Source organism: Aquimarina sp. TRL1 (assembly GCF_013365535.1).
In the GTDB taxonomy this organism is placed as follows: Bacteria; Bacteroidota; Bacteroidia; order Flavobacteriales; family Flavobacteriaceae; genus Aquimarina; species Aquimarina hainanensis.
On sequence record NZ_CP053590.1, the window covers coordinates 1134535 to 1155234 of the forward strand.

A 20700-nucleotide genomic window follows, 5' to 3' on the forward strand; every position below is an offset into this window, starting at 1 on the left:
TTAGTATTTCTTAACAAACTCTTTAGCAAAATTCAAAGTTTCTGTAGATATTCCAGCACCTGTAGCTGCTTTTTGTAATTTATCCGCAGGAACATTCTTTATTAATTTAATCGCTTTTATTTGCCCTTGTGTTAACTTCATAAAACCTTCTCCTGATATAGGGAATAGAGTTGCTCCTTCATTTTTTACCCCATAAATGTTTCCATTGATATCAATATTACCGTCTTTTAGTTTTTTAAAGTTACCAGAATTAAAATCATCTAAATCCCTCTTTAAAATTTCATCAGGTGCTACAGTTGAAGCTTTTGTTTTTGCATTTTTTGCTCCAATTTTATCTGAATTTAAAATATGCCTACTATTGATTTGAGCCTTAACTTTAGGAACTTGTTCTACCGCTATCCCCGTTGTAGCAGGAGTTTTAGTGGACTTAGTATTTTTAGTTATTGAATTAGATTTAAAAGCTCTGCTAATTTGTAAATTCCCATATATAGCAGCAACCATTAAAATATATTCTGCCCCTACTTCTATATTATTATGGACTATTGCTGCTTTAGCTTCATTATCAGCATATTCCATTCCATTTATAGCTTCTAAAACTTCTTCATTCGTATCACCTAAAGCGTATAAACTTTGGTTAGCCTGTTCTTGAGACATTCTGTGCCATCTACCATCTGTTCCATATATAAATGAGTTGTTAGACTTGTCAAGATGTATCTTTTTACCTCCAATGATAGTTATACTGTTCTCTACTTCAAATGCTTTAATAGGGACTAAATATTCTATTCCATTTATTTCTCTTAAACCAAGTAAATAAAAGGTTGATTCTAGACCTTCTCTATCTATTGTATTAATAAGTCTATTTTCACTAAAAGCATATGGAGATATATTAGGATATTCGTGTGTAAGAGGATCAACTGCAAAGAACCTGTTCAATCTAGGATCGTGCATCCTAAACTTGTAGTTTATACTATTCCCTTCCCCTTTGATTTCATTATCCATTTCCTGTCCCTGGAAGCCATAACGGTAATCTGAAGAGTTCCCATGTCGGTTAGGTAAAAGCATACCGCCGGGATAATAATCACTAAATGAAAGAACATCCGGAGTAAAGGTAGTTAAATTCCCTGTAACAGTAGCAGTCTTGCGATCACTTATCACACTCATTACATTTCCTAAGTGATTGCTTAGCTCATATCGCTTATCCCCAACTGTATTGCCCACTGTAGCTTCTGCTACAGCCTGATCACTGCTTAGAGCAATGTTCTTTTCTTCAATACCCAGTCGACTGCTCCCATAGATATGATGTTCCTTTAAGCGCATATCCGTAGCAACTGCCCCACTGGTATTTGCCTGATATACCCCCAATACATTCCCCTGAGCATCTCTGCTGTATAAGGTTGTCTTGTTCTCCGGCAGTACCCGCTTACCAATACGGTTCCCTAGTCCATCATAATAGAAAGATACCTCTGTACCATTGCTCTTACGGATCTTCTTTACTTTACCATCTACCCGCCATTCGATATTGTGAATCCCTTCCTGCTTGTCTTCTATCAATTGACCTATCGCATCATAACTGTAATTCCCGGGATTCTGATCCGACAAATCATTAAATGTACTCCCCGCAATGGTATCGTCTACATGGCTTAACTGATTCGAACGCACTTGCTGCCCTGTCTCCGGATCAGTAACTGTCTTATAGGTATATTGCAAGGCGTCCATATCCACAACCGATCCCTGACTGTTGACCGTAGCCCGATGCAACTGCTGTAAGTTCCCATTCTTATCATAGCTATAACTACTGTGGTATGAAGGTGTTGCTGTCATCCCGGTCAGCTGTGATCCCTGCATCTTCTTGATACGGTTTAACTGATCATATTCATAGTGATTGATCTGGGAGGACAACATCGATTCATTGTTGTCTATCAGACTGGTGACCATTTGCTTGATATTCCCGTTGTACAAATTCTTAGTACTCTCTAATCCGGGACTGTTACTGTATACAAAAGAGCTCCCTGTAGTAGTACCGATCGATTGATAATCTCCTTCATAATAACTTAAGGAATATCCCAGGGCATCTTTAGCCACATCAGAAGCGGAAGATCCATCTCCTCCCATATCTGCCGTCGGGTCTAAGGACTCTCCATTAACGCCTTTTAACCAGCCCTGAAGGGTATAGGCGTAATCAAGACCCTGTACCTGCCTGGATCCTAGTACTGTTCTGGCTAAAGGTCCGTGTGAAAAATATGCATACCGGGCATCCTCCTCCCATATACGGCCGTTATCTGAGGTCGATACTCCTACAATACGGTTGTCTGCATCATAGCGATACTGATGGATAAACTGATCCGCCTTCCCTTTTTGATAGGTTACCCTATGAACATTACCACTGATCAGATCGTATTCGTATTGGGTACGCTTCATCCCTGAGGTAGGATCATCCAGGGTCAATGCCATCTGTTTATCGTGCTGCACCAGCTCTTTAACATTCCCATGGATGTCATAGTGATAGAAAATCGCATGGTCGTATTGTCGCTCTAAGGTCGTACTGCTATACTGATCATAGTAGTAAATTCCTGCCACCCGGTTGCGGGTCGTACTCCGATAGATCGACTGATCTGATACCGTCTCAAAAATCTCCGCCGCTCCTATCGAAAGATCGTTATAACGGGTACGGGTGACCTCTACCCGATCCCTGGAAATATTCTGAGGGTACTGATCTTCTACACGGGTCGATACCACATTGCCCGTAGCTGTATAAACCAGTGTACCTGTCTTCTCCCGGATGGAAATCCCAACGGTTGGAGTAAGTGCTCCTGCCTCTACAATCCGACCCAAAGCATCATAAGTGGTATAGCTAAATTGATTGGCGGCTAACTGATTGGCATTCTGTGAAGCGATAATTCTTCCCAGCTCATCATAGGCAAAACGGGTAATCCCTCCATCAGGAGTTTTCTGCCATACCAGTTGATTCAGAGAATTATATCGGTATTTGGTCAATAGCTCATGTGCTGGTAATAAACTACTATTCTCCCGGGCGATATCATTAGTTCGATGCTGATTGATACGGCTATTAAGGGATTCCCCGGAAGCATCTGATGCCTGTAATTCTGTATCCGTAAAACGATCAACTCCCTCCGGAGGAACCGTTTGTAGTAAATTCCCCGACTGATCGTAATAATATAAGGTGTATTGGTATTCCTTATCATAATAGGTCATATCAAAGGTCTCTACTGCATTGTCTATCGCTTGTGATAAATACTCAGCTATAAATTCTGCCCGCTTACCTGCTATATAACTATCGTATACATCCCGGGTATATGCCGCCCGAACACTTTTGACAAATTGCTGGCAATCCGTGTCATCAGGAATCGTCACTGTAACTTCTGTAAAATCGGTGAAAAATGGACGGGGAACACAGATATCTTCATTCCCGGAGGTATTCAGATAATCCGTGGTAAAAGCAGTCCAGCTTTTGGCGCTATCGCCACTGCTGCTCACATGAGCCTGATACAGATCAATAACAGCAGAACGCCCCTTATAAGTCCTACGCATCCCCGGATATCCATAGTTAAACTCTGTAGCACCAAATTCACTGATGGTCAGATAGTAAAGATCTAGTGTCGATACTATCCCTAATTTGGTCAGGTAATACTCATAATCGGCTACCAGGTATTGCAACGAGTACTGACAAAAATCTTCTGCACTAACAATATCCTCTGCCTCCGTATCCCCTATCCGACTCATCACCCCTGTATATGCAGAATAGGTCGTTGTACAACTTAGTGGTTCCACTACAGGAGGAATACAAACGGTAGGACCACAAGGAATAGTCTCATCCGCAATTGTCGTGGATTTGGCAGAGGGTGGGTTTGATTTTTTTGAGTTGTTTAGGTCTCGTGCATATGTTGATGTTGATAAGGTCTCATTCTCATTTAGTTCTGATACTATTCTCGTAGGTACCAAAGATACAGGCCATGATAATAGATCACAGAGAAATTGATTTTCATATGTTCGAGGTAGATCTGAAGCTGAAAAAGTTATAATTACATTTTTAGCTTGTTTAAGACCACCTAGACTATCTTTGTAATTGATTGTACAAAATGTTCCTCCTGAAATAGAATTATTAACCCCTTGGGTTAATTCTATATTAGAGCGAACAATTTCAATATCTATTATTTCTGAAATATCGAAAAAGTCTTCCTCTAAACTAAGTTTTATGCTTGTTATATATCCCCCAGATCTAGTAAGGATCAAATGCATAGTTCCTCTAGTCTGTATATGACCAGTAGCAAATCTATGGTAAATTGGTTCTGTTTCTGCAGAATCAAATTGATAGTCATATACAGATGTAGGATCCGTTAAGCCAAAATGGTTTTCTATCCTCTTTTGAAGATTCACATTCCCAAAAAACAATTCATCAAAAATAGTACTTGATACAGGTCTATTTTCTTTCATTGATGTAATCCCCTCATTAAGTGCTATTTTTAAAGCATGCTCTAAATTATTTTCTAATACAGCATCTCCACAAATACCATCTATATTCTCATTATCTAAATTATCCGGATTTTGTGCTAATGAAGTAGCATTATAATCTGTATTACAAAAAAATTGAAATAAGATAGGAGATTTATGATCATTAGGGTCATTTATTTTTACTCCTCTAAAATTATGCAAGGAGGTATATTGTTTACCATTTAAATCAGTAGAAACTACAGTGAATCTTCCATTAGAGCTATGTGTGATACTATCTATTTGTTTTGGTATTTCACCGGAAGGTACATTCAACGGAATTGATACCTGGTGTATATCTGACAAGTTTATACTCAGAGCATACACATTAGAAGATGTACGTGTAATAGAAAACTTGACATGTTCTTTAATCGAATAATCAAAAAACTTATCATAACAAGTTGTACAAGGAAGAGCACTTTTTACAGTCAGTACTTTCTGTATAAAATTTGTATATTCAGGATATCCTTGTAAATTTATAAGCCTTCCCTGATTTATACCTATTCCTGCTAAATCAACATTCCGAAATACGGCATTAACAAGGTGTTTAATATCATTTGCAAATTGATTTGCTTCTGCTATTGCTTCACCTATACAATCCACAGGAGGATCTTCAAAAAACTGACAATCCGGTCTAAATCCACTAACCTGACAAACTGTATTGGTCCGCATTGGTAACAGATTTGCAATACTTCCGGTTGTTGCTATCTCCTGATTGGTACTACGATCTGTATGTGTAAATGCTAATACTCCCTCTTTTTGGATATCCAACTTCGTAATCCTTCCTATATTCAACACGTTAGCCCCATCACTTCTCCGTTGTTGTATTCTAAAAATAGCCCAATTAGAGTCTCCACATTGGGTTGAGTTTGTATGATGAGCAATAGCGGACGCATCTGCTGTTGGATCTGCTGAGAAAATCAACATTAATTCCTCAAAATGATTGGATCGTCGCAAGAAAAAACAACTGTTAAAATCCGTAGAAACATTAATGCCAGGAATATCTTTTGTATAGCGGGAAATTCGTTCCCGATATTTTGTGTTATTTAAAAAGTCACTAGTCAGGGGCGAACTTATCGTATAAGGGGTATCTAATCGGTTCTCATTGAGAATCCCTTCATTTAATAAGGTCAATAGTCCTGCTTCGAAGGTCTCTTCTGCCTGTTGATTCTGAATACATATAACCTGGTTATCTCCCCCCACCAAATCATTAATATCCCCACAACACAATAAATTAATCAGTCGGCATACTCCGGTAACTACATCACAGGATTCATATAACCTGGCAGTGGCTATTTTAGGGAAATGATCCGCTTCTCTATAGGTAATATTTAACTGTTGCTGGGTTATCTGCCCCTTATCATTATAGAGATAGTTAACATTTGCCCCTGTTATCACCTCTATAACGGCTGGATCTAATACCTGACCCAATTCCATCGTTAATCTGGTTACTCCCCCAACTGTAAGCTCATAGGTACCCCTACCATCTGCCTTCCAAAGAGCAGCTCCTGCTCCAAAAAATGTAGCCAGATAACTTCCCGAATAAGATGACATACTATTCAAAGAAACACTCCCATTGTTTAGAGTTCCCCGTTGTTCTAATTCATACATCACATCCCGAAGGGCTGTCTCAAAACGGGTCGTATTATTACAGCCTGAAATATCTGTACCACTACCATCTCCTATATACTCCCCAACACCATCAGCTTCTGTGATACTACACGCTGCAATACGTGCCTGGGTCTGACCACTAAGAACAATCTCCTGAGTCGTAGTTCCTCCAATAGTCACCTCTGCCAATACCTGATAACGAAAACGCTCACTGCTGGCATCATAACTCGAATAAATCTGTTTTACAGAAGTGATCTGCCAGGTGCCTGCTCCATAGTTCTGCCAGGTATTGCTAAAACTTGCAGGTAAACTAACACTAATAGGAATAGTACCTACTGCCTGATTGTTTTGATAAAAACGAATATCTAATGTCTTATTGGCAGCTGTAAGGTTCGTTCGTATCTCTACTGCTGCATCTGTAGGATGACTCCCTCCTAAATCTGTAAATAATGCCGGAGTCAGGTATCCTCCTCTATAGGTGCTACTAGCAGGAATACCTGAACCATACTCCTTAAAATAGTAATTTAAGTACATCTCTAAATCCCGAGCCTTAGGACATACTCCTGTAGCAATATAATATTCGTAATTAGTGAAATTAGCCAGGTCATTATAGATATCTCCTCCATTATCTCCTGAACTATATAGGTTATCCGAAGGCTTAAATCGTTTTTCCTTTTCTTTATATAATTCGCTGTGAAGATCCGCGCAGATTCCTGCTGCACCCCCCTGAATCAATCCTCCTACCTGATTATTGACAGAGGTACTGTATCCTGATAATACCGTTAACAAAGTAGTCGGTGGCGCTTGTTCCCCTATACAACCATTGTAACAGCCATTGTTCCTGGCGTAAATATTCGAAAATAAGCTTTGTACAACTTGTTTGGCAACTCCATAGTTCGCTTTATATGTATTCCAAAACTGATCTTGTTTCGATACATCACTAAAACCATCTACCTTTCCTAAAATACTCGCTGCAGTAGGACTGCTTCCTAATCCCAAATCACAACTGCTTATACTATTACAAACCAAAGTACCATAGGAAAATGCCATCGCACTCATTCCACTACCATTATAATTCGACAGAAGGGATTCACGAATTACTGACTCCCGGGCATTTCTGGATGTACTATTCTCTACCGCTGGGATAGTCCCTCTAAAATAAGGATCCGATGCCGATAAGGATTCCAAACTACCTAACAAACCTGCTGCCTTTGCTGCTGCATAGCTCTTAACTGATCCTAAATATGCATCATATCCATCAGAGTTCATCTTGCCTCCTGAAACCGTACTGGTCATACCACAAACTGCCCGGTTATATGTTATATAACAATACTCCGGATGATACACCAAAAGGGAAGAAGTCCAACTGTCCTGCCAGATATCATCTCTTAAAAAATCCGTAACCAAAGCCAGATTTTGTGGCTCTGTATATACATACTCCCGGTCTGCCGACTCCCGAACAACAGCCCCTTCAATAAGCATAGGGTCATAGGTAATTTCTTCTGTCGGTTGACCTGCTACAATACGTGTAGTTATTAGCTGTTTTACTTTGATATAACTAATCTGTCCATCTTCTGTATAGTAATGACCCGAGGTATACAACCCAGACCCGGAAGGAGCCGGATCATGCGCTTCATGACGAGGGTTTCGCCAACTGTTATGTTCCCCGGATGAAGTACGCGTGCTTATCAATTCATTAGATGTACTAAATATGGATAATACGCTGGAATTTTCTATTATACCACTGCCTCCTGTGGTCTGATCATTATAAACAGCTCCTCTATATGCCCCGTATTGACCTAAAGGTTTCATATCATTCCTTAAAATCGAATGGGAAATACTACAACTAAGCGAGGATGAACTAACAACATCTGAAGGGGCACCTCCATCTAAAACACCCTCTTGACAGGGAGCATTACAGGCTCTGATCAAAGCGTCCCACTGTATAGCAAAAACAGCAGCTAAACGCGTCTTTTCTTCCTCTAATTCAGTAGCTGATAAATGGGATAAGGATGAATAATCATATGCCTCTACCTGGGTGGTCACATACTGAGACTTGCTCCCATAATCCGATAGCAGGGCTGCCTCGCATTCACTACAGGTCATAAAACAACCTTCGAAACTAAGAACAGGAAGGTTACTCACTTCTTCCGGACTGATATAACACGCATCATTAGCATCCTGAAGCCTGGCTACATAGGCATCTGCATAAGATGCTAAGGCTTCTCTGTCGACCGACAAACTCTTGCTTATGGTATAACTACCTCTTGGAACCGAAGCCGTCGCTTCCGGCAAAATAAAAGTTCCTGAAGTCACTCTACTCATATCTACCTTTTCTACCACTGGAGTGGCGAGTAAAGAAACCCCGTCCAAATCCTCAATAGCTATTTCCAGATCATAAACAAAAGGATATTGAACAACCGTAGTAGGACTACAATTATCTTCAAAAAAAGGAGCATTCGATAGTGTATAATTAAATCGATAGCCCCTATCAAAGGCTGAAACCTTCGTCCCTCCATATTCCAGCGCGTCATATAAAGGACCAAATCCCCCTGTGCTCGTTTTAATAGTATTATCTAAAGCCGTATCCTTTGCTCCGCGACTGAGTTTGCCCAGTAAATCAACCGTCATTTCCTGATGAAGACTTGTGTCTTGCTCTTCTGAAAGCCCCGTTAACCCTGTCCCCGCTGCATCGCCCGATAAAGCCGTAGCAATGGTACGACCCTGAGGATCGAGATAACTAACACTTGCCTGACCATTAGGATCAATGACCAGATTCTTCTTATAATGACCGTGATGACCTACATTATAACCAAACAAACGGTTTAATTCTTTCTGTTCGGGGGTACCATAATAATACTCCATCTCTTTGCCTCTTCCTAGCTGATGGGTGATTCCTACCCCGCTTTTTCTGCGGATACGACCTGTATTATCAGGCATATATTCTATCTGTGAAAACGGATGACCCCCTGCATCTGCAATACGAGAACGAAAAGGAGTTGTCAGATCGTTTGCCAATCCATAGTATTTACTCGCTCCACTGGAAGGATCCATCCCCTTATCTGTCGTTGGCTGATCCAAAATATTCTGATGATCCAAATCAAAATCTTCATAATCATAGGGAGCTCCAGGCAATAATGAACTCTGATTGAAATCTCGAACATACCCTAATTGTGACCAAGTCGTAGGTACTGGCAACACTTCTATGGCTGATCGACCCTGAGCGTCATAAATAACTTCGCCAACAACAACATGATCGTCCGTATTGAGTTTGGTAACTGTCTGACGATTACGCAACGTACCATCAAAATAACTAACCACTTCCTTCTTCTTCCCTTCTTCTGCATAACTCGCCTGAAACTGCCAGTTCTTGCCTTCTTCATGATCCGAAGTAATTGTATAATAATCAGGCCAATCTGAAACACTTGTTTTAGGAAGAACCCCACTGCTCCAACGACCGTATTGGTATTTTGAAATGTTAGACGTATAATGTCCCACTGCACGAACTCTGTAAATCAAATAGCCTTTGCTGTAAATTAAAGGAATCGAATAACCAGTAGCCTTTGTCTGAATACGAGTACTATTACCTTTAAAATCAAGAGTGCTAAAAGCTATCTGATCCGCTCCTAAAGATGTATTAAAACGATCCCCATAACTATCAACCCAGCTCCACTCTAATTGATAATGATCCGCTCCCGAAATATTATCCCATGCAAACGATAATTCATTACTAACTCCATCAAATGTAGCTCCAATAGTGGGAATCATATCAGATAAAACTCCATAATGTGATACCCATAAGCTAGCTGATAAAGTAATATTCTCTGGGATATATCCATTAACATCTACCGATGAAGTCGATAGATTCTGATAGCGACCCTCTTCTACAACTATATGAGCCCCATAACTATCCCCAATACGATGTTCCCGAACATCAATACTATGCTGCCCTGATCCTGCAACACTATTACTGGAAACTAATAACGTAACAACATAACTCTGAGTAGGATCAAAAACTCCGGTCGATAAACGGGGAGTCACCCGAAGGCGAACCTCATAACTAAACCATCCATAAGGAGGCTGATCCGAAGCCACAGATAATCGTAAATCAGTACCAGAAGAGACCGTAACTCCACTACTGAACATACTCAGATCTGGGCGAAACTCTAACCCAGTGCCTGAATTGATTGCTCCAGCGATAACTGACGGATCATAAATAACTTTATCCTGACTATAACCCGAATCTATAAAGAATAAAAAGATACAACAGACAAATAGATGATGAATTCTTTTTCCCATGAATACTCCTTTTTAGTGTGAACGATTAATTAAACGATATTCTTGATAATCTCCAGTCAGGAAAACATCTTCAGATGACTTTAAAACGATATAATCTTTGATATCTATTCCTTCTGACAAAACGCCTTCTGAATACTCAAAAGTGATGATCAGACGACCATGATCCAGTTTCTTTACTCCTCTATCTCCTACAAAAGGAATCAGTCTGGAGAAAAACAATTCTTGTTTCTCCAAGCGATATGTATTTTTATTAATATGTAGTATTACTCTGCTATATGGATTTTGATTGGATTGCGAATCAGCTGTCAATTCACATAAAATGACGTCTCCTTTTTCGGTAGTCTTTCCCTGCGTATAATTTTTCATCAGCGTATTAAGCTGTACTACTTGTCTTTCTATAGAAGATATTTCCGGAATCGTATACACAACTGTTTTTTCGGTATGATTAATGGTTAATTGTCCTTCCGGGAATTGAAGTATATCTGTATTCAGCATTTTTATCTGAGATACTGCTTTATTTTTTATAATGCTTCCTTGGTAAGATTCTGTAGCTTTACTTCCCGTCAGTCCCTGATACATGGTATACGTCATATCCACCTGATATTGTTCTTCTGACTGATAAAATGCTAAGGCTTTATTTAAGAGCTCTTTTACTCCCGTATTTTGTGAATGCCCGAGTTGTATAGCCCCTATACAACATATAAGCAGGATTTTATATATAGATAAATTATTCATTGTGTTTATGTGGTTCCTTTGTCCTATAGAAACTGATCAAAAATTCTTCTTAAATCAGTTTCTACAGGCTTTTGTTTTAATGGTTTCGCTTTATATTTCCTGAGCGGGTTTCCTGAATTGTAAAGACCCCTCTTTCTGTTTCTTTTTTCACTCGAATCAGTCCTCCTTCCTGATCGTATTCATAGAAGGTCGCATAATTGTTTTCATCCAATTCTGATTTTAATCGTTGAGTGATTGGATCATAGACGAAGGTCTTCATATTTCCTTCGAAAGGATGCATTCGTATATCATCAAAATAGACATTCAATTGTTCTGTACTATTCCCCTGGATTCTGCTCTCTAAATGGATCTGCATGTTTACTGCATCTACAGGAATCGTAAAATCTGCTGTGATTCGCTGCCATCCATCTACAATAGCTCCTTTAGGCATAAACTCTATAGCTGCATTATCAGGTGGTACAATATCTACTCCATCCTGATTGCGATAACGCAATCTCAATAGAGAATTGGCATAATCCATTACTTGATATGCTGGATCAGGAATATATGTATATGTCGTTATGCTCGGTACTATCGCAGAGGAAACAATGCCTCTATCAACAATATTCGTCCTGTTATAGGATAGGTCTCCTCCATCAATTTTAAAAGACGAGGTCATACAAAAATTCGTTCCGCAAACAGAGGCATCTGTAAAGTTTAGCACTAGTGTCGGATTATGACGTAATGGGTAGCGATGTTCCTCATCTGCATATCTTCTGATTAGCGGTGTGCGATATAAGAACTGAGGATATTGTTCATTTCCCGGAGTCAAAGAAAACTTAAACCCAATGGTTCGAACAGGTCCGATAGGACGTCCTAAATTATCTTCATGCTGGCTTCCTTTTACATACGTAAAATCATATACTGTTAAATTTTTATCTACTGCATTTTTTATAAAAGGAATGAGTACATCAAACTCTCTGCTCTCCGGATTAGGAATATATTTTTGTGGAATATGACTTCCTTCAATGACTTTATCCTTCAGATGGTTTAATAACTTGACAAATACATCACTTACTTCACTAAAGTTTTTAGTCACCGGGTCAATCGCTTTTAGCCCATCTTCTCTCACCCAGGCGCTAATTACATAATGCGCTCCTGGTTGTGGTCTGAATCGCTCACAACCTATCAAAGAAGGTGGTACTTCATCCAATATCGACACGGTTACAGCTTCTCTAAATGAGCTCACACAACAACCGATATCCTCTGGATTACAATTGATCGTTGTTTGTGCTGCATAATAGGTTTGTCCATGTACCAAATGTTCTGTAGGATTATAGGCGGTTCCTCCAAAAGCAGCATCATACCATATAATATTGTTCCCTACAGCTATTAAGTCCGAAACAGTTGCTGTTTCATTGGTATAAAAAGTTTGCCGTGTATTCGTGACTACCGGAGGAGGAACATCAAAAATAGAGACTACTACTTTTCGTCTGGCACTTTCATTTTGCAATGGATCTCTTTGTACTGCATAATAAATTCCTCCATCAGTCAATCCTTCTGTAAGAGCATATGTTTCAGCTCCTGTCGCTCCTTTATACCATAGCAATGTATGATTGGGCAAAAGCGTATATCTGGCACTAAGATCTGCTACGGTAGCATTAACTGATTTACAGAAATACTGCCACCCATCTCCTTCTGGATCCTGAACTTTTATTGCTACCACAACTTCAAACCTACAACTTGCCGTTCCCTGTTGTGCGTAATATGATTTCCCATCTTCTAAAAGGGCATTTACATCTAATGGTGTTCCTCCTGTAGGGGTCGAATACCATGCAATGGAAGTTCCGGTAATCTGAAGATCTTTTATTTTCGAATTCGAAATAATTGAAAATTCCTGATACCCTTCTGTCTCTTCATTCCCCGGAGCTCCTTCATTCAGGTTTACTTTCACTCCAACTCTGGGGTTTGCTGTATTCCCTTCTGCCCAATAAACAACAGGATCTAATAAAGTGGTTCCCGGAAGTGCGACACCTCCTGTCTGTGTTGTATACCAGCTTACAACCGGAGTATTAACAATAGGAGATACCAAATCACTTACTGTGGGTGTTTTTTCGGAGCTACAAAATGATTGGACTGTATCCCAATTCGGTACAATAACAGCCAACGTGATCGTATGACGTGTCAATATTAAATCTGTAACAATACTATTGGTAGCGGTGAAGTAATAATCTCCTGCATCTGCTGCTGTCGCATTCGTAATAATCAGGTCTTTATTAGTCGCCCCGGCAATAGCAACTCCATTTTTATACCATTGGTAACTGTTATTGGCACTAATCAATGCTTCACTACTAAAAGTGATATCTTTTCCGATATAAATGCTATGATATTCTCTTTTATCAACCTTTGCCTGTGGTATATATAAAAAGCTTGTAAGCTTTGTTTGATACGCCGTAAACTCTGGTTCTACATTCCAAAAAACAAATTTATTGCTATCAATCATTAAATGTTTTAGACTAGCCAGCTGACTTAAAGCTGGAGGAACTCTTCCTGAAAGCTGATTATTACTAAGGTATAATTGCTGTAAGTGTGTCAGACTTCCAAAAGAGGAAGGTATTGGCCCTGACAGCTGATTGTTTGCTAACTCCAGGTACTTAAGGCTTATTACATTTCCTAATTCCTGAGGAATTATTCCGGAAAGCAGATTATTATTTGCTTTAAAATCCTGTAGTTTTCTCAAGCTTCCCAAGGTGCCAGGAATAGTATGGCTCAACTGGTTATCACTTAGCCATAGAAACTGAAGATTCGTAAGATTTCCAAAAGTATTAGGAATGCTCCCTGACAACTGATTGTGATTCAAATATAAGTGCTGTAAGTTGCTTAGTTGCCCTAACTGTGTTGGTATTGTTTCTGAAAGTTGATTTCTAAATAAACTAAGCTCTCTCAATTGCATCAGATTTCCTAATGTAACCGGAATACTACCACTTAACTGGTTATCACTAAGTGACAGGTATTTTAATTTTGACAGGTTCCCGAACTCAACCGGAATCGTCCCTCTTAATAAGTTACGATATAAACTCAATCGTTCTAAATTTGTCAAAGTGCCTAAAGCTGAAGGAATCTCCCCGGTAAGCTGGTTCCCCATCGCCTCCAGCACTCTTAGGTTCATCAACCCTCCCAATACAGAGGGAATCTCTCCCGTCAAATGATTCCAGGAAAATTGTATTTCCTGTAAATTGGATAACTCTCCAATAGCTGTCGGGATATTTCCGGATAGTTTATTGTCATCTAATCGTAATCGTGTAAGGTGCTGTAAGCCTGAAATAGCAGCAGGAATAGTTCCTGAAACATTATTTTTAGGTAGTGAAAGTTCAATGATTTTTCCATTAATCACCGTAACACCATACCAATCACAAACTGGTACCGTAGGTGATAACCAATGTGTACGATTTGTCCAGTTAATTCCATTTGTAGCTTGATAAAAATCGATCAAAGCTTGTTTTTCTTCCGGAGATACTCCACAACTATCTGCCGGCTCTACCGAGATCGTTATTGGATTACGCAACAATGTTAATCCGGTAACCACGGTATTAGTAGCTTCAAAATGATATACTCCGGCATCACTGGCACTCACGCTATTTATCACTAGTTCTTTTGCAGTAGCACCAGGAATTGCCACATTATCTTTATACCATTGATATTTATTATTGGGACTACTTAGCACATCTGATGTTAGTATTAAACGAATGCCTGTTACAGCTGTCTTGGAGACTACGTCATCTACCTTGGCTTGTGGTGCATAGATAAAGCCTGTACCTAACTTTGTTTTTAACCTGTCAAATTCTGGTTCTATTCCTGAAAAGATAAATTGATTATCGAAAATGGTAACTCCGGTTAGATTTACTAATTGTTCCAAACCAGCAGGCAATATTCCTGATAACTGGTTACTGTCTAATCCCAGTATTTCTAAATTCGTCACTTGTCCTAATGTAGACGGAATGTTCCCGGTAAAGTTATTATTTGATAAAAACAGCCTTTTCAGGTTAGGAAGCGTTCCTATGTCTGCTACTATATCCCCTTCTAAATTATTATTGTTTAGGTTCAAAACTTGTAGTTCCCGCAAGTTTATAATTTCATCAGGAAGTATCCCTGAAAGCTGATTGCTCATCAACCAGATTTCTTCTAATGCTTTTAACTTAAATATGGAAGGAGGAAATGTTCCTATTACTTGATTGTTCTCCAATCGTATTCCACTTACTCTTCCATTACGAACAGTTACTCCATACCAGTCACAGACTTTAGATGTTGGGTCATTAATCTTCCATGGTTTATCATTAGCTATTGTATTAGCCCAGTTAGCTCCATTAGTAGCCTGATAAAAATCAATTAATGCCTGACGTTCTTCGGCTGAAATCTCACAAGAGGAAGTTCCTACTTCTACTTGTATCGGATATCGGGTTAATGTTAACCCCGTAACTATACTATTAGTAGCTGTAAAGTGATATAATCCGGCGTCCGATGCAGTTGCTGTAGGAATTACATACTCTTTGGTGGTTGCCCCTGCAATGATGACATCATCTTTATACCACTGATAACTATTATGAATGCTGGTTAGAGTGTTTGTAGTCAAGGTAATCGTCTCTCCAATCGCTACAGAACGCGTAAATGCTTCATCGACTTTAGCCTGTGGAGCATAAATAAAACCTGCTCCTAATTGTGCTTGCAATGCTACAAATTCTGGTTCTAATCCTGAGAATATATACTGATTCCCCGAAATATCTATGTTTTGTAATCCAAGTAGTTGGTTCATTCCTGAAGGAATTCCTCCTGATAGCATATTATTACTTAAGTCAATTATCTCTATCCCAATTAATTGATTAAATGTCAAAGGAATTTCTCCTGTTAATTGATTGTTGGCTACCCGAAGTGTCTTTAACTTGGTTAATTGCCCGATTTCAGGGAAAAGATTTCCTGTTAAAGCATTTGTATTAAGCAGTAACTGTTCTATATATATAAGTTTTCTCAAAGTAACCGGAAGTTCTCCTGTCAATTGATTTCCTGATATATCTAATTGTCTCAAATACGTCAGGTTTGAAATTACATCAGGAATGTTTCCTGTCAGGTTGTTTACCGCTAAATTTACTCCTGTTACCTTTCCTTTTTCTACGGTCACCCCATACCAGTTACATACTGGAGTATCTGTCAACCAATTTGTAGTATTCGTCCAGGCATTCCCTCCGGTAAGATTGTAAAAATCAATAAGTGCTTGTTTTTCCCTTGCAGAAACGGAGCAAGGATCAGAACTAATCGTTACTTCTATCGGGTGGCGTTCTAAGATTAAATCATGTACAATCGTATTGGTAGCTGTAAAATGATATATTCCTGCATCACCAGAACTAACAGCAGCTATTTCTAAAGTTGCATTGGTTGCTCCTGGAATAGCTACATTATTTTTATACCATTGATATTGATTATTAATACTGCTCAATTCCTGTGTTCCCAATACTATTTTTTCTCCTGCTATAACTGGTAAAGTTTCTTCTTCATCGACTTTGGCTTGCGGTATGTATACAAACCCTGAACCTAGCATTAAGGTGTATGCTGTAAATTCTGACTCTATATCTGAAAACACAAATTGATTTCCAGACATATTAAATAACCGAAGGTTTGGCAAGGTAGTTATTGCAGCAGGAACAGTTCCTGAGAACTGATTATCATGAACCCATAATGATTCTAAACTACTTAGCTGCATGAAACTTTCCGGAAGCTTTCCTGATAATTGGTTTCCGTGGATATCTAATGCTTTTAGCTGTACTAATTGTCCTAATTCTGCAGGTATATCTCCTGATAGTTGATTGTTGTAAACATACAGAGATTGTAATGCTGAAAGTTGTCCCAACTCTGCAGGAATACTTCCTGTTAGGATATTATTGTATAAATTAAGGTCTACTAAACTAGATAACCCTCCAAAACTTACAGGGATTTCTCCTGTTAATTGATTATTATCAAGGTGTAATGTTTTTAAGTTATTTAATTGACCTAACTCAGAAGGAATTGCCCCGGTTAACTCATTACTATACAGGTTTAAATCCGTAAGATTGGATAAGGTTGATAGAACAGCAGGAATCGTACCTGTTAATTTATTCCCCTGTAAGTGTAAATACCTAAGTTCTTTTAATTGAGCTATCAAATCAGGAATCGTACCTGTTAATTTATTATGCCCCAAGTATAACGATCGTAAGGTATTAATATCTGCTATTGATATAGGAATTTCCCCGTATAAATCATTTTGATTCAATGATAAAAACTCCAGATTTCTCAATTGATTTATAGTAGAAGGAATTGTTCCTGTTAATTGATTCGTCCCTAAGTCTAATTTTATTAAATGAGTCAATCCCCGAATAGAAGAAGGAATCTCTCCAACAAGGTTATTACTGATTAGTGTTAATTCTGTTACTTTTCCATTGGTTACTGTCACTCCATACCAATCACAAACCGGTGCATTGGTCAGCCAATTCGTACGATGAGTCCAATTAGTTCCATTCGTAGTGTTATACAAATCAATTAATGCTTGTTTTTCCGCTTCAGAGACTACGCAAGAACCAACTGGATTTACAGTTAATGTAATGGGATTACGTGTGAGTGTCAATCCAGTAATAATCGTATTACTCGCTGTAAAATGATATACTCCAGCATCAGTCTCTTTGGCATTCGCAATTACTAATTCTTTACTTGTTGCTCCTGGGATAAGTACTCCATCTTTATACCACTGATAACTATTATTCGTACTAGTTAGCTCCTGACTTGTTAAAACTATTGTATTATTAACGATCACCGATTGAGTTTCTGTCAGATCGACTTTTGCTTGCGGCTGAAACGAAAAAGTAGTTAAGTTAGATTGGTATGCCGGGAACTCCTGTTCGAAATTACTAAAGATAAAATCGTTATTTTCAAAACTAAATGAAGTTAATATTTTTGAAGAAGCAAGTGTCGAGAAACCGGAAGGAATATTTCCTGAGAACTTATTGATTCCCATTCCTACATTTTTCAAACGAGGTAATTGTCCTATACTAACAGGTATACTCCCTGATAATCTATTTCGTGTAAGGCTTAAAACTTCTAAATTTATTAAATTCCCTATCTCCGCAGGAAGCACTCCCTCTAATTGATTCCAGAAGAGGTATAAGCCTTTTAAGTTTAGTAGGTTCCCCAATTCTTTAGGAATACTTCCACTTAGGTTGTTATTTCCAAGGTTTGCATATTGTAATGAAGATAGATTTCCTAACTCTATTGGAATAGCACCTGTTATCACATTTCGTTCTAAGTGAAGTTCTTCCAGAACTTGCATATTCCCTAACTCAGGAGGTAGCGGTCCTTCTAATCGATTGATGTATAACATTAATTTTTTTAGTTTCAATAATCCTCCGATAGAAGCAGGAATTGTTCCTGTCAATTGATTACTAAATAAATTAAGTGCTTCCAGATTTATCAGATTTCCTAATTCTGCTGGAATGGACCCTGTCAATGAATTTCTGAATAAACTTAGTATCGTAAGATTTGTAAGTTTCTGAAGGTCGGGAGGAATGGTTCCTGATAATTGATTGGATCCCAGATTCAGACTTCTTAATGAGGCCATATCTCCTATGGATACCGGAATGATTCCTGTAATAGCATTCCGCTCAACCGTAAATGTATGTACATTTGTTAGATTACCCACAGAAACGGGGAGTTCTCCTGAAAGTTGATTAATTGCTAAATTCACAAAAGTAAGATTTGTCAAATCTCCAAATGAGGCTGGTATTGGACCTTTTAGTTTATTATTAACTAAGGATAATTTAGTAACCTTTCCATTTTCTACTGTTACTCCAAACCAATCGCAGACAGGTGTATTAGAGCTCCACGGTCTATTTCCTGTAGTAGAATTAGTCCAGCTTGCTCCTCCTGTACTAGTATAAAAATCTAACAAAGCTTGCTTTTCTATAGCAGAAACTCCACATGCATCCTGAGCTGTTACTGTAAGTGTAATATCATTTCTATAAATAAAAAGTTTATCTATAACCGTATTTCTAACAAGCAATTTATAGATCCCTGCATCTGTATCTTTAGCATTTGTAATTGTATATTCTTTGCTCGTGGCTCCTGCAATAGCTCGGTTTCCCTTATACCATTGATATGTATTGTTAGGACTGGTAAATACATTAGAACTTAATATAATGCTTCCTCCTGGAACAACGTTTAAGGTTTCTTCTATATCTGCCTTTTTTTGTTGATTATAAGTAAAGCTTGCTATGTTTGTCTTAATTGTTAAAAAATCAGTTTCAAAATCCGAAAACACATATTTATTCCCTGAAATCCCTAGATTAGTAAGGCTTGGCAGGGCAGTAATACTTGTCGGAATTTTCCCGGAAAGATTATTTGTATATAGATATAAGGCTTTCAGTTTAACCAATTGCCCAAAAGATTCGGGAATTGATCCTGTCAGCTGATTTTTATGCAGATGGATATTTTCTATATTACTTAATTGTCCTAACTCTACAGGAATACTTCCCGAAAGTTGATTATTTCTAATCCCTAAAAACTTCAATCTGGTTAATTGCCCTATAGCCGCAGGAATACTTCCTGTTAACTGATTGTCATTGAGAAATAAATTTTCTAATGCTGTTAACTGTCCTAAAGCAGAAGGAAGTACTCCTGATAATTGATTAGAGGAAAAGTTTACTTGCCTTACATTGACTAGCTGACTTATTGTTGTAGGGATTGATCCTGTTAACAGGTTATTATCCAATGATACCCTTCCTAATTTAGTCAAAGATCCTATACTCTCTGGAATCACCCCTGTCAATTGATTTCCTGATAGCCCCAGATTCCCTAAATTAGTTAACTGCCCTATTTCTGTTGGGATATTTCCTGTCAATTGATTATTGGATAAATAGAGAGAAGAAAGTTTTGAAAGCTGTGTAAGTTCTACAGGGATCCCTCCGGTAAACTGATTATTCCCCAGATTAATATATAGCAGGTTGCTCAATTGTCCTAATTCTGTTGGGATATTTCCGGTGAAATTATTTCTATCGAAATATAAGTGCGATAAATTGGGGATCTTTTTTAATGATACTACAGGGAGTGTTCCAGAAAAATTATTATTACTTATATGAATTCCTCTTAAACCAGTCATTTGTCCCAGAGTTGTAGGCAATGTTCCCCTTATTTCATTGGAACTAAGGATGAGTTGTGTCAAATTAGACAGATTACCAATTGAATTCGGCAATGTCCCGGTTACATTATTTTTAGACAGGCTAAGCTTCGTTACCCGATTGTTACTGACTGTCACTCCATACCAGGAACTAACCAAAGAGGTAGGATCATTGATTAACCAAGGTTTATTATTCGCTACAGTATTTTTCCAGTTTGCCCCATTTGTACTCGTATAAAAATCTATTAAGGCTTGTCGTTCTTCAGGAGAAACTTGTGCAATTAAGGTGCTGCTATTAACTATAAGTAGTAGCAATACCAAAACATATTTTATATGTTTTGATGGTATTATATATTTTAGATTTTTCATTTCTCTAAATA

At 38.4% G+C, this 20700-nt stretch carries 3 protein-coding genes; all 3 read right to left on the minus strand.

What is annotated here, in order from left to right; genetic code table 11:
• The 3 genes from HN014_RS04560 to HN014_RS04570 all read right to left on the minus strand — a co-directional run bounded on the left by HN014_RS04560 (window position 1) and on the right by HN014_RS04570 (window position 20689).
• Window positions 1-10416, minus strand: coding sequence for an RHS repeat domain-containing protein (locus HN014_RS04560; protein WP_176027708.1), 10416 nt, complete (start codon window positions 10414-10416; stop codon window positions 1-3).
• A 12-nt stretch (window positions 10417-10428) separates the two neighbouring features.
• Window positions 10429-11151, minus strand: a complete 723-nt coding sequence (locus HN014_RS04565) for a hypothetical protein (protein ID WP_176027709.1) — start codon at window positions 11149-11151, stop codon at window positions 10429-10431.
• A 76-nt stretch (window positions 11152-11227) separates the two neighbouring features.
• Window positions 11228-20689: a leucine-rich repeat domain-containing protein gene (locus HN014_RS04570; RefSeq protein ID WP_176027710.1), complete on the minus strand. Its 9462-nt coding sequence runs from the start codon at window positions 20687-20689 to the stop codon at window positions 11228-11230.
• Window positions 20690-20700: the final 11 nt, after the last annotated feature.

Coding starts and splice junctions, on each gene's coding strand:
- HN014_RS04570 (WP_176027710.1), bottom strand. CDS start 20,689: ATGAAAAATCTAAAATATATAATACCATCAAAACATATAAAATATGTT.
- HN014_RS04565 (WP_176027709.1), bottom strand. CDS start 11,151: ATGAATAATTTATCTATATATAAAATCCTGCTTATATGTTGTATAGGG.
- HN014_RS04560 (WP_176027708.1), bottom strand. CDS start 10,416: ATGGGAAAAAGAATTCATCATCTATTTGTCTGTTGTATCTTTTTATTC.